Raw genomic sequence first — 11,999 nt, forward strand, 5'->3', positions numbered from 1 at the left:
GCCGCCGCGGCGCCGGGCGCGGCAGCGAGCGCACCGCCCGCGGCGAGGGCCGCACCGGCGGACAGCAGGGCGGCCCGGGAACGCAGCGGGCCGGGCAGCGAGGGGTGCGGCGGAGTCACAGAGCGGTCCTTCGGTCGTCGGCCTGCCCCGGCCGATGCCGGGTGATCACAAGCATGTTCCACCGGGACGCCGCTCCAACCCCCTCCGGAGCGGGCACCGCAACCGGAACGTGTGAAGCCGTCCTCGGCGCACCCCGCCCCGCCCACCGCTCGCGCCGGGACCGCGCCCCCCCCATTGTCGGGAATGAAAACCATTGCCGCAGGGTTGTGGCGTCCGAAGGCGTCGAGCGGAAGGCGGTGGGCCCATGAAGGTCCGGAACTCGTTGAAGGCCCTGAAGGCCGTGCCCGGAGCGCAGGTCGTGCGCCGCAGGGGCCGTGTCTTCGTGATCAACAAGAAGGAGCCGAGGTCCAAGGCCCGCCAGGGCTGACCTCGACCGGCGCACAAGGGGCACCCGGACGGGTGCCCCTTCGCCGTGTCGGGCCCGGCTGCGCCGCGCGCCGGCCGACGTCCGCCCCGCGGCGGTTGCCCGCGCCGCAGCCGGGCCCGTATTCGTAGCGGAGCCCCTGTCCGTACCTGGCCGGCAGTACCTGCCGGGCCCGTACCTGTGTCGTGCACGCACGTCTGTGCCGAGCCCGTAACCGGGCCGTGCCCGGCCGCCTCTCGCACTCGCTGAGCTGAGGAGGCCGAAGCGGCTCCGCCGCTCGGCTTCACCGCCCCCGGGGAGGGGCGGCGGCACACCGTACGCACGTGGTGGCGGCCGGTCGCACCTCAAGGCGTTCCGGCGGTATGGCCTCGCCGCACGCCTCGCACCGTCCGTAGTCGCCCCGCTCCAGCCGGTCCAGGGCCAGGTCGACCTCGCTCACATGCTCGCGCTCGCGCGCCAGCAGTGCCACCACGTGCGCGCGCTCGAACGCGGTGCTCGACCCCTCCGGATCGTGCTCGTCGTCGACCGCGACCAGCGCGTTGGCCTCGACGATCCCCTCGAACTCGCGTGTCAGCGCGGCGATCTGCCCGACCGCGCCCGCCCGCTCGCGTTCCAGGCGTGCGCGGACGGTCGGTTCCTCACCGGAGGACACACCGGCCTTACGGGACGAATCACTCACGCCGTGGGGAACGCCCCGGCGGGGACACTCATTCCGTCCCACCTGGCCCGCTTGGTCCCCTCGTCCGTCGGGCCGAGCGGCGCCCACGGCTCGGACGTGACCCGGCGGCCCGCTGTCTCGGCCCGGCGGAGGGCGGTCCGCGCTACTCCACGGCGGGCAGGAGCCCGGCGGCCGGGGCGGCCATGTCCGTCAGCTGGTGGAGCTGGCTCAGCTGGCCGACGCTCCCCTGGAGCTGCCCGGTGACGGTCGGCACCTGGGCCTTCTCGTTCGCGGGCATTCCCGCGGTCGTCAGCCCGTCGAGAGTGTCGGCCACGCTGATCGACTGCGGAGCCACCACCGGCTGGACGGCGGAGGCGGTCGAGACACCGAGGCCGGAGGCGCCGGCGGTGAGGGCGATGAACGTGGCGATGCGTCGAGTGGAGATCATGCCCTCCACAACGCCCCAGTCCCCCCGGAGTCACGGCATCCCTCCGGCGCGACACCGCACCGGCGGTCCCCGCCGCCCCGGCGGCCGCCCGCACCGACCTGCGCGGACGAGAATCCAGAGGCCCCGCCCGGGGCCCCGCCGAGCCTCCGCCGTTCGGATGCCGCACATGCGTCGGTGCCGTCCCGCGGGACCGTCCCGCCCGTACGGGTGGTCGTCGGAGCGTGCCTGCGACCCGTGACCGACCCCGGAGCTGCCACGAAACCCGACGCGACGAGACCCGACCCGACGCGACCAAACGCGTCAGGACGGGGAAGCACGGCCAGGGGCCGGGCCGGGTCAGAAGGATCTGCGCCCCTGAAGGTGGCACGCGCCGCCGCAGCAGCGCTCACGTCTCCCCGGGTGACACGACCTCCTCCACCGCGACGGGAACGGCGACTCAGTGAAGATCGATCGTTGGCACGACACCACCTTCCCGAACCACCCGGCGAGAACGGTCGCCATCCCATCCCCGACCCACGCCGTCGGCCGCACGCCGACGCGGTGATGCGGACTCTGTGGCACCTGCGTGGCACGGATGCGATCACAACCTAGGGCCAGTTCAAGAGGACCAAGCCTCTGAACTGGCCCTTCGTTGCGTGCCCCAGCAGGATCAGCGATGGGGACCGGGCCGTCGCCGACCGGCTCGGAGTCATGACCGAGGCGATGACGGGTGGTCTCGAGACCCTCCTCGGAGGAGGGTCTGGAGCAGCAGTAGCAGCGAGAGCGCCGCTATGGCTCCTGACATGAAGGGGCCGACCCGAGAGAGCGTCTTCCGGGCCAGGCCTTGCTGTGCTGACCCCTCACCTCTTCTGTAAATTCTTACTGTGCTGCTTTTACTTGCTTTACTCTCTCTGTTTGCGTTAGTCTTGAGCGGTCGACACCGACAAGCAAAGGGGGATGGGCGTGAGTCCGACCATCGAGGTTGATGAACAGACGTATCGCTCTATCGAGTTCGCCGCTCGTATGAGCAATGCCACTGCGAGTGAGGTTGTCGCTCGGCTCGTGAGGGCCGCAAGCGCACCGCCTTCCGTGTCGGCTGCAACGAGTGAGGGGGGAGCGGTGCCGGCACCCAAGATCGGCGTGTACGTCGACTACGAAGGTCATCGCACGCATGGAAGCTATGACCCGGAGACGAAGCGGATCGACATCACGTCGGGGCCGCTCGCTGGGCAGAGCTTCAAGACGCCCACTGGTGCAGCTCGGGCAGTGGTGATCCACTACAAGCCGGAGGTCAACCCAAACCGCAACGGCTGGTCATTCTGGGTGCGTGATGACGGATCTGGCGAGGTCCTGCAGACCATCCGGCACTCGACGTGAGCCGTGTAGCTCTTGTCATGTGTGGCGGACTGCCCGGGGCAGGGAAATGGACGTAGTGGCACGCGTGTGGCACGGCGCCTGAAACGGGGAAGGGCCAGCTCGGGAAAACAACCTCTCCTGAGCTGGCCCCTCTTGTTGTGCCCCCGGCAGGATTCGAACCTGCGACACCCGCTTTAGGAGAGCGGTGCTCTATCCCCTGAGCTACGAAGGCGCAGCTACAGGGTAGCGGATCCGGTGCCCTGTGCTCGCTTGGGTTCTGCGGCCGGGCTCGGCGTCCGGGGGGCCAGGTCGGGCGCCCGGGCGGGGGCCCGGACCCGGGCGGGCGGAGTGGCTCGGCGCAGCCGGTGCCGCGGTTGCGGCCGGGCCCTGCGTGTACGCGGGGTGTCGCGGGGAGGCGCGGCGGGCGATGGTTGGGGTGGGCGCTGGGCGCTGCGGGCAGCGGGCGGGTGTGCGGTGCGCCGGCGTGGTGGCGGTGGGATCGGAGCGTAGGTCCGGCAACGAACGAGCGAGGGGAGCGGGTATGGAGCGGTCCATCGCCGATCTTGTGTTTGCCGGGGGCCCGGTGTATGTGGGGGACGGGCCGCGGACCCGGGCCGATTTCGTGGCGGTGCGGGGCGGACGGATCGTCGCGGTCGGGCGTGGGGACGCACGCGCCCGGGAGTACGTGGGGGCGTCGACCGAGGTGGTGCCGTTGCGGGGGCGGCTGCTCATCCCCTCGTTCCAGGACGCGCACGTGCATCCCGTCGGCGGGGGGACGGAGCTGGGGCAGTGCGACCTGGCGGGGCTGACCACGCGGGACGAATACCTGCGCGTGGTCGCCGCCTACGCGGGCTCGTACGAAGGTCCGTGGATCACCGGCGGCGGGTGGGCGCTGGAGGCCTTTCCCGCGAGCGGGCCGACGCGGGAGGCACTGGACGCCGTCGTGCCCGACCGTCCCGTCTACCTCCTCAACCGGGACCACCACGGCGCGTGGGTGAACTCGCGAGCCCTGGAACTCGCGGGCGTGGACCGGAACACCCCCGAACCGGTCGACGGCCGGATCGAGCGCGAGGCCGACGGGTCGCCGTCCGGCATGCTCCAGGAGGGAGCGATGGCGCTCGTCGGGGCCCTGCTGCCGCCGCGAACGGACGACGAGCACGTCGAAGCGCTGCTGCGCGCCCAGCGGTTGCTCCACTCCCTTGGCGTCACGGCCTGGCAGGACGCCATCATCGGCACCTATGCCAACATGAGCGATCCGACGGCCGCCTACGTCTCTGCGATCGCCTCCGGCACCCTGACCATGCGCGTCGTGGGCGCCCTATGGTGGGACAGGACGCGCGGCGCGGAGCAGATCCCGGAGCTGGTGGCCCGGCGCGACGCGGCCCGCGCCCACGGCCTCGACTACTCGACCGTGAAGATCATGCTCGACGGGATCGCCGAGAACGGCACCGCCGCCATGCTGGGGCCCTACCGGGACCGCTGCGGTCATCCCACCGGCAACAGCGGGATCAGCTTCGTGCCGCCCTCCGAACTCGCCCCTCACGTCGCGGCCTTGGACGCACTCGACTTCCAGACCCACTTCCACGCCCTCGGCGACCGCGCCGTGCGAGACGCCCTGGACGCCGTCGAAGCGGCGCGCCGCGCCAACGGCATGCGCGACACCCGACCCCACCTCGCCCACCTGCAAGTGGTCGACCCGGCCGACGTCCCCCGCTTCGCCCGCCTCGGTGCGACAGCCAACCTGCAAGCACTCTGGGCGGCCCACGAGCCGCAGATGGACGACCTCACCCTCCCCTTCCTCGCGCCCGAACGGGCCGCCCGGCAGTATCCGTTCGGCGACCTCCTGCGGGCCGGCACCACCCTCGCGGCGGGCAGCGACTGGCCCGTCAGCAGTCCCGATCCGCTCGCCGCGATCCACGTCGCCGTGAACCGCACCCTGCGCCACGCCCCGGAGGGCACCCCCGCCTTCCTGCCCGGACAGCGCCTCGACTTCGGGACCGCGCTGGCCGCCTACACGTCGGGCAGCGCATACGTGAACCACCTCGACGACACCGGCACCATCGCGCGCGGCAACCTCGCCGACCTCGTCGTACTCGACCGTGACCCGTTCGCCGCGCCGCCCGCGGAAGTGGCGGACACGAGGGTGATGGCGACGTACGTCGGAGGACGCAGGGTGTACGCGGCTCCGGACGCGTGAGCTGCGGGCAACGCGGCAGGGTGCGGGGGAGTGGGTCCGGCCGGGCCGGCTGGGGCTTGTTTCGGCGCCGGCTTCGGACGTGCCGTGCCCGCACGTGACATGCCCGGACCCGACATCCCCGCACGTCACGCGCCCGCACGTCACGCGTCCGCACGTCGCGCGTCCGCACGTGACGTGCCTGGACGACACCGGCCGGCACGTGAATCCGGCTGCCGGTGGTCGCGCGGGGCCGGCGAGCGACCATCGGTTCAGCCCGTCGACCCCACCCCCGCGAGGCTCGAGCGCAGCGCCGCGACGCGCCGGACGGCCGCGTCGAAGGGGGATCCGGGCAGGCTCTTGTCGGCCAGCGCGTCGACCAGGCCGTCCGTCGCGGCCTGCCCCTGGGCGATGTCGCGTGCCGAGCAGAGCAGCAGGTCCATCCCCGCACCCGCGGCGAGCACCGCGCGGCGCTGCGTCGGGTACGAGCTGCTCAGCGCCTTGGCCTCCAGCGCGTCCGTCACGGTCACCCCGGTGAAGCCGAGCCGGCCGCGCAGCTCCCGCTGAATGATCTTCGAGGAGAGTCCGGCCGGATATGACGGGTCCAGGGCCGGGTACAGGGCCCAGGACAGCATCACCAGCTTCACGTGGGCGTCGAGCGCCGCACGGTAGGGCGCTTCGTCGACCTCGCGCAGTTCGGAGAGCGACTGTCCGAGCGTGACGGGACCGAGGTCCGTGTTCTCGCTCGTCGCCGCGGCGCCGAGGCCCGGGAAGTGCTTCGCGGTCGCCGCGACCCCCGTCTCCTGCTGCGCGGTGATGAAGGCGCCGCCGAGCGTGCCGACGCTGTCGGGGTCCGTTCCGTACGAGCGCTGGTGGGCGTCCGAGAAGTCGCCGGGCTCCCGGAAGACGTCCAGCACCGGGGAGAGATTGACGTTCATCCCGACGCCCGCCAGATTCTGTCCGGCCCCGGTGCCGGCGTCCCGCGCGGCCGCCTCGGGATCGGATGCCTGGCCCACCTGCTTCTCGGACAGCTCCGGAGCGCCGGGCAGACGGCGCACCTGCCCGCCCTCCTGATCCGTCATCAGCAGGAGCGGGGCCTTGACCGGGCTGCTCTCGTTCGCCTCGACCAGCTGGGCCACGGCTGCGGCGATCTGGTCCGTGCCGGAGATGTTCTCGCCGAAGAAGATCACTCCGGCCGCCTCGCCCGCGCGGATCGCCGCCAGCAGGCTGTCCGGCGGTGTGAGGCCCGGGTAGGAGTAGATGATCCGCTGGCCCGCGCGCTGACGCGGGGTGAGCCGGCCGAGCCCGTCGGGCAGTGGACCGTGCCCGGCGGAGGTGCCCCAGGGTTCGGGGCGGGACGACGCGGCCCGGGCCGTGCCGGCGCCGAGTGCCCACGACGCGACGGCCGCGCCCGCGACGGCGAGCACGGTGCGGCGGGGAGTGGGGGAGCTGGGGTGCGGGGTGTCCATGGTGGGGTCCTCTTCGCCGGTGGGGGAACTGAGCGAGCTAAGGAGCATGGCGCCAGGCCAGGGTGAAGGATTCCTTCAGGCGTCCACAAGGGTCGTGAAAGTTATTTTCTGTCGGAGTCGGGCGGACACGTGCTGTGTCTGTCCATGTGCAAATGGTGACACGGGCCACTGACAATGGACCTGCCGTCCGCCTGCGGGGGCGCTCCGCGCCGCGGCGTGCCGACCGTTCGGCGGTTCCGGTCCACCGTCTGCCGCGCCTCGCGTGCGCGGGTGCGCGTCCCGCGCTCGACATCCATGCGCAGGGCTTCCGGGCCTCGGTCCTGCCGTCCGCCCGCGCCCGCTGGGCCCTACTGCGGTCCGCCCAGCCGAGCTCAGCCGGCCCGGTCCAGTTCGGTCCGGCCCCGCTCGGCCCGGTCCGGCCCCGCTCAGTCCTGCCGGAGTTCGTGCGCGAGCGCCGCGTAGACGTATTCGCTGCCCCAGCGCGTGCCGTCGAGGTCGTTCTCGACGAGATGGGCCTCCCGGCGCATGCCGAGGCGTTCGCACAGCCTCACCGACGGCGTGTTCTCCACGTCCAGGCGGGCGAACAGGCGGTGCGTGCCGAGCACCCCGAACGCCAGGCCCCCGAGCGCCGTCGCCGCCTCCGTCGCGTACCCCCGCCCCGCGTGCGCCGGGTGCAGGGCCCAGCCGATCTCCGTCTGCCGGGCGTGCGCGCTCGCGCATTTGAGAACGGTCTCCCCGATCACGCCCGGCGTATCGGTGCGCGTCACCGCGAGGACCAGCTCGTCCCCGTCCGCCGTCCAGTCCGACAGCGCGGCGGACCGTGCGACGGCGGCCTCGCACTGCTCGCGCGTGCGCGGCGGCCTGTACAGGTAGCGGGCGACCTCGGGCAGCCCCTGGTACGCGTACATGTCGTCGACGTCCTTCGGCGTGAACGGACGCAGGGTCAGGCGTGCGGTCGTCAGGGGCAGGAAGGGGGCGAGGTCCACCCGCCGGACTCTAGCGCCGGGCCGGACGCGCGGCCCGCGATTTTTCAACAGGCCGTGCCCGGCAGGTGCTCGACCCGGCAGTAGTTACAACTACTTGATAAGTCTATTGTTACTAAATATGGATGAGGAGATCGCTGTCGCGGCGGGCGACGACGCCGCGAGTGTGGGAGCCGCCCTGCGGCTCGCCGTCTCCCGGATCGCCCGGCGCCTCAGGCAGACGCACGCGGTCGGCGACATCACGCTGTCGGGGGCGTCCGTGCTGGCCCGGCTCAGCAGAGAGGGCGCGGACTCGCCCGGCTCCCTCGCCGAGTCGGAGCGCGTGCGCCCGCAGGCGATGGCGGCCACGCTCGCCGCATTGGAGGAGCGCGGCCTCGTGCGGCGCACCCAGGACCCCGCGGACGGCCGCCGGTCGGTCATGACCGTCACGGAAGAAGGGCGGCAGGTGCTGATGGACAGGCGCTCCGAGTCGGTGCAGCGCTTGGCCGACGTACTGGGCAGGGAGTTCACCGCCGAGGAGCGGAACGCGCTCGTCGGGGTCCTCCCGCTGCTCGACCGGCTGGCGGAACGACTGTGAGCGGCAACGGGAACGGCCCCCAGGGCAATGGTCCGCACGGCAACAGGAACGGCAACGGCAACGGCAACGGCGCCGACGGCCACGGGAACGACGGGAGCGGTCCCCGCGGGAGCGGCAAGGCCGGCAAGGACGGTGGCCCCGGCGCGACGGAGCGGAAGAACCCCTCGCGCCTCACCCGGGCCGAGCGCATGCGCAGCACGCCCGTCCCGGCGAACTACAAATGGATCGCCCTCTCCAACACCACGCTCGGCGTGCTGATCGCGACGATGGACGCCTCCATCGTGATCATCTCGCTGCCCGCGATCTTCCGGGGCATCGGGCTCGACCCGCTGGCCCCCGGCAACATCGGCTACCTGCTGTGGATGATCCTCGGCTACCTGCTGGTCTCGGCGGTCCTGGTCGTCGTGCTCGGCCGGCTCGGCGACATGTTCGGGCGGGTCAAGATCTACAACCTCGGTTTCCTGATCTTCGCCGCCGCCTCGATCGCGCTCTCCCTCGACCCGTTGACCGGCGGCGGGGGAGCGCTCTGGCTGATCCTCTGGCGGATCGTGCAGGCCTTCGGCGGCTCCATGCTCACCGCCAACTCGGCCGCCATCCTGACGGACGCGTTCCCCTCCCGCCAGCGCGGCATGGCGCTGGGCATCAACCAGATCACCGCGCTCGCCGGGCAGTTCCTCGGACTGCTCGCGGGCGGCCTGCTGGCTGTGATCGACTGGCGCGCCGTCTTCTGGGTCAGCGTCCCGATCAGCGTGACCGGAACGATCTGGTCGTACCTGAGCCTGCGGGAGACCGCCTCGGGCAGGCGCGGCCGGATCGACTGGTGGGGCAACATCACCTTCGCCGGGGGCGCCGGCGTCCTGCTCGCCGGCATCACGTACGGCATCCAGCCCTACGGCGGCGACGCGACCGGGTGGGGCAACCCGATGGTGCTGGCCGGGCTGTTCGGCGGGGTCTTCCTGCTGGCGCTGTTCTGCTTCATCGAGACCCGCGTCGAGGAACCGATGTTCCAGCTCGCCCTCTTCAAGGTGCGGGCGTTCGCCGCCGGCAACATCGCCGCCCTCTTGACCGCGATCGCGCGCGGCGGCCTCCAGTTCATGCTGATCATCTGGCTGCAGGGGATCTGGCTGCCGCTGCACGGCTACGACTTCGAGGACACCCCTCTCTGGGCAGGCATCTTCATGCTGCCGCTGACCTGCGGGTTCCTGATCGCGGGTCCCGTGTCGGGCTACCTGTCCGACCGGTTCGGCGCACGGCTGTTCTCCACGACGGGCCTTCTGCTCGTCGCGGCCTCCTTCTTCGGCCTGCTCCTGCTGCCGGTGGACTTCGACTACACCCTGTTCGCGCTGTTGCTGCTGCTCAACGGACTGGGCCAGGGCATGTTCTCGTCCCCGAACACGTCCTCGATCATGGGCAGCGTGCCGCCCGAGTACCGCGGCGTCGCCTCCGGAATGCGCTCCACGTTCCAGAACTCCGGAACGGCCCTGTCGATCGGCGTCTTCTTCTCCCTGATGGTCTCCGGGCTAGCGGCGAAACTGCCGACGACGCTCAGCTCCGGCCTCCAGGGCCAGGGGGTCCCGGCCGGAACGGCGCACCAGGTGGCGTCGCTCCCTCCGGTCAGCACGCTGTTCGCCACCTTCCTCGGCAACAACCCCATCCAGCACCTGCTCGCCCCGACCGGTGTCCTGGACCGGGTGAGCACCGCACAGCGGCACGCCCTCACGGGCCACCGGTTCTTCCCGCAGCTGGTCTCGGGCCCCTTCCACCACGGGCTCGCGATCGTCTTCAGCGTGGCCGCGGGAATGGCCCTCGTCTCGGCGGTCGCCTCGGTGCTGCGCGGCCGCCATCAGCGGGACGACGGGCAGTCCACCTCCAAGAAGGACGAGAAAGGAAAGCCGGCATGGCGAAAAGCGCGCTCCTCGTGATGGACGTTCAGCAGGACATCGTGCGGCGGTTCGCCGACGACACGGAGTACCTGACCCGGCTGGGCAGGGCCGTCGCGGCGGCGCGGGCGGCGGGCGTCCCCGTCGTCTACGTCGTGGTCGGCTTCCGCGCGGGGCACCCGGAGATCAGCCCGCGCAACAAGGCCTTCAGCGGCATCGCGGGCGCCGTGGCCGCCGGGCAGGGGCGCGGGTTCGCCGAGGGGGACCCGGGTGCCCGGATCCACTCGGACCTCGCGCCCGCGGACGGCGAGGTCGTCGTCGTCAAGAAGAGGGTGAGCGCTTTCGCGGGCAGCGACCTCGACATGGTGCTGCGCGCGCAGGGCGTCGACTCGCTCGTCCTGGCCGGGATCGCCACCAGCGGAGTCGTCCTCTCGACGCTGCGCCAGGCCGCCGACCTGGACTTCGGCCTGACCGTGCTGGAGGACGGCTGCCTGGACGCGGATCCCGAGGTGCACCGGGTGCTCACCGGCAAGGTCTTCCCGCGCCAGGCGGACGTGGTGTCCGTGGACGAATGGGCCGCCTCCCTCACCGCGTGAACCGCGCCGGCGGGCGGCGGGCCGCACCGGCGGCGCCGCCCGCCGGTTGCGGCCGACGGCCCGTTCGCGGTCCCCGGCCCGCCGCGCCGCGCCGCCCACGATCCGTATGCGACGCTCAGTCCCGTGTGACGCGCACGGTGAACTTCCCGTCCGCCGTCTTGGACACCACGGAGATGGACAGGTGGTCGTCCTTGTCGGTGAAGGTCTGGCCGGGCTCGTACGTCGCGTCGCTCAGCTCGGCCTGCACGTTCGGCAGCCGGGTGCAGCCACCGCTGTTCTTCGTGCTGTCGGAGATCGACACGGGCCCCTGCCCGGTGTCGACGGACGCGTCCACGCGGTAGATCAGCACACCGGGCCGGCACACCGCGTCGTCGTTGCCCGCGTGCGTGCGCACCTCGACGGCGTACCCGGACCTGTCCGACACCGGTACGAAGATCATCTTGCGGCCGCCGGGGGTCTCCAGGGGCTCCAGCTCGCGTTCCAGGACACCCTGGGAAGAGGCGCAGCTGATCTGGTCGTCGTCGAGCCAGCCGAGCTTCCACTTGTGCCAGCCCAGCAGGTCGTTGTCGGCCCCCCAGTCCTCGGACATGATGTCCCAGTGGCCGACGGAGCCGCCGCCCGCCGTGGTGTAGAGGTCCGGCAGGCCGAAGATGTGGCCGTTCTCGTGGGGAAGCACCCGAAAACCGGTCTGCTTGTACGACCCCGAGCCGTCGTCCTGGCGGCTGTAGACGAAGGACGTGTTCGACAGGGGGACGCCGTCCGCGTGCGGGGCGTCCTTGTTGCCGGAGAACGTCACCGAGAGCACGGTGTCCAGCGCGGAGGGGCCCGCGTTCGGCGTGACGAGCACGTTGACCAGGTCGTACGCGCTGAAGTCCACCGTGGGGTCGGCCGCCTTGACGATGTCGTCGACGAGGTGGTGGTAGCCCGGCTCGTAGGGCGATCCCCGGTTGATGCCGTACGCGCGGAACGCCTTCGGCATGCGCAGCCAATGCCTGATCGGTGTCTCGGGGCGGTAGTCGAGCCGCCCGTACGAACTGGTCCTGAACCACTGCGCCGTCTGGGGGAAGAACTCGTGGTACCGGTCCATCGCCGTGCGCGAGCCCGGCGCGTCGGGGAAGTCGATCATCAGATTGAGGGCGCGCACCTCCCCCGTCGAGTGCGCGTACCCGCCGCCGGTCGGCAGGCCCTCCGACATCTGGACCGCGCTGCCGGGCCGCGGGCTGATGCGGCACGGGCCGAGCACCGTGTCGCTCTGGGCCGAACCGGGGCCCGCGGAGGCGCGGGAGGCGATGGGTGAGCCGCTCGCGGTGCTCAGGGCCGCCAGCGCGAGCGCGCTGAGGCCGGCGAGGACACCGGCGCGGCGGCGGTGCGTGAGGCGGTGGGCGCCGCGGCGGCG

At 71.9% G+C, this 11,999-nt stretch carries 11 protein-coding genes and 1 tRNA gene; 6 read left to right on the plus strand and 6 right to left on the minus strand.

Annotated features, from left to right (window positions below):
- The first annotated feature begins 364 nt into the window (after nt 1-364).
- The gene (ykgO, locus tag L1885_RS14635) at nt 365-487 is read left to right on the plus strand and encodes a type B 50S ribosomal protein L36 (protein ID WP_235797536.1); all 123 of its coding nucleotides are present in this window, start codon (nt 365-367) and stop codon (nt 485-487) included.
- A 280-nt stretch (nt 488-767) separates the two neighbouring features.
- On the opposite strand, the gene L1885_RS14640 is transcribed toward ykgO, so the two are convergent.
- Nucleotides 768-1,163, minus strand: coding sequence for a TraR/DksA family transcriptional regulator (locus L1885_RS14640; RefSeq protein ID WP_235797537.1), 396 nt, complete (start codon nt 1,161-1,163; stop codon nt 768-770).
- A 142-nt stretch (nt 1,164-1,305) separates the two neighbouring features.
- Nucleotides 1,306-1,590 (minus strand): hypothetical protein, encoded by a 285-nt coding sequence (locus L1885_RS14645; protein ID WP_235797538.1) that lies wholly within the window; start codon nt 1,588-1,590, stop codon nt 1,306-1,308.
- Nucleotides 1,591-2,526: 936 nt separating this feature from the next.
- Here L1885_RS14645 and L1885_RS14650 point away from each other — a divergent pair.
- Entirely contained in the window at nt 2,527-2,946 is a 420-nt protein-coding gene (locus tag L1885_RS14650) for a hypothetical protein (protein WP_235797539.1), read from the plus strand.
- Between the two features lie 138 nt (nt 2,947-3,084).
- Here the strand turns inward: L1885_RS14650 and L1885_RS14655 are convergent.
- Nucleotides 3,085-3,157: transfer RNA gene (locus L1885_RS14655), tRNA-Arg, on the minus strand.
- A gap of 309 nt (nt 3,158-3,466) precedes the next feature.
- Here L1885_RS14655 and L1885_RS14660 point away from each other — a divergent pair.
- Nucleotides 3,467-5,122 (plus strand): amidohydrolase, encoded by a 1,656-nt coding sequence (locus L1885_RS14660; RefSeq protein WP_235797540.1) that lies wholly within the window; start codon nt 3,467-3,469, stop codon nt 5,120-5,122.
- Nucleotides 5,123-5,370: 248 nt separating this feature from the next.
- On the opposite strand, the gene L1885_RS14665 is transcribed toward L1885_RS14660, so the two are convergent.
- Nucleotides 5,371-6,567: a glycoside hydrolase family 3 N-terminal domain-containing protein gene (locus L1885_RS14665; RefSeq protein ID WP_235797541.1), complete on the minus strand. Its 1,197-nt coding sequence runs from the start codon at nt 6,565-6,567 to the stop codon at nt 5,371-5,373.
- Between the two features lie 425 nt (nt 6,568-6,992).
- The gene (locus tag L1885_RS14670) at nt 6,993-7,553 is read right to left on the minus strand and encodes a GNAT family N-acetyltransferase (protein WP_235797542.1); all 561 of its coding nucleotides are present in this window, start codon (nt 7,551-7,553) and stop codon (nt 6,993-6,995) included.
- A gap of 118 nt (nt 7,554-7,671) precedes the next feature.
- Between L1885_RS14670 and L1885_RS14675 the strand changes: the two genes are divergently transcribed.
- The 3 genes from L1885_RS14675 (at nt 7,672) to L1885_RS14685 (ending at nt 10,603) form a co-directional block, all read left to right on the plus strand.
- On the plus strand, nt 7,672-8,127 hold the full coding sequence (locus L1885_RS14675; protein WP_235797543.1) for a MarR family winged helix-turn-helix transcriptional regulator: 456 nt from the start codon (nt 7,672-7,674) through the stop codon (nt 8,125-8,127).
- Nucleotides 8,128-8,315: 188 nt separating this feature from the next.
- Entirely contained in the window at nt 8,316-10,049 is a 1,734-nt protein-coding gene (locus L1885_RS14680) for an MFS transporter (protein ID WP_235797546.1), read from the plus strand.
- Nucleotides 10,025-10,603: a cysteine hydrolase family protein gene (locus tag L1885_RS14685; RefSeq protein WP_235797544.1), complete on the plus strand. Its 579-nt coding sequence runs from the start codon at nt 10,025-10,027 to the stop codon at nt 10,601-10,603. Before L1885_RS14680 ends, L1885_RS14685 begins: the two co-directional genes overlap by 25 nt.
- A gap of 115 nt (nt 10,604-10,718) precedes the next feature.
- Here the strand turns inward: L1885_RS14685 and L1885_RS14690 are convergent.
- On the minus strand, nt 10,719-11,999 hold a 1,281-nt coding region (locus L1885_RS14690; protein WP_235797545.1), incomplete at its 5' end, for a M6 family metalloprotease domain-containing protein.

It is taken from the genome of Streptomyces fuscigenes (assembly GCF_021556455.1).
In the GTDB taxonomy this organism is placed as follows: domain Bacteria; phylum Actinomycetota; class Actinomycetes; order Streptomycetales; family Streptomycetaceae; genus Streptomyces; species Streptomyces fuscigenes.

Coding starts and splice junctions, on each gene's coding strand:
- ykgO (WP_235797536.1), top strand. CDS start 365: ATGAAGGTCCGGAACTCGTTGAAGGCCCTGAAGGCCGTGCCCGGAGCG.
- L1885_RS14645 (WP_235797538.1), bottom strand. CDS start 1,590: ATGATCTCCACTCGACGCATCGCCACGTTCATCGCCCTCACCGCCGGC.
- L1885_RS14650 (WP_235797539.1), top strand. CDS start 2,527: ATGGGCGTGAGTCCGACCATCGAGGTTGATGAACAGACGTATCGCTCT.
- L1885_RS14660 (WP_235797540.1), top strand. CDS start 3,467: ATGGAGCGGTCCATCGCCGATCTTGTGTTTGCCGGGGGCCCGGTGTAT.
- L1885_RS14665 (WP_235797541.1), bottom strand. CDS start 6,567: ATGGACACCCCGCACCCCAGCTCCCCCACTCCCCGCCGCACCGTGCTC.
- L1885_RS14675 (WP_235797543.1), top strand. CDS start 7,672: ATGGATGAGGAGATCGCTGTCGCGGCGGGCGACGACGCCGCGAGTGTG.
- L1885_RS14680 (WP_235797546.1), top strand. CDS start 8,316: ATGCGCAGCACGCCCGTCCCGGCGAACTACAAATGGATCGCCCTCTCC.
- L1885_RS14685 (WP_235797544.1), top strand. CDS start 10,025: ATGGCGAAAAGCGCGCTCCTCGTGATGGACGTTCAGCAGGACATCGTG.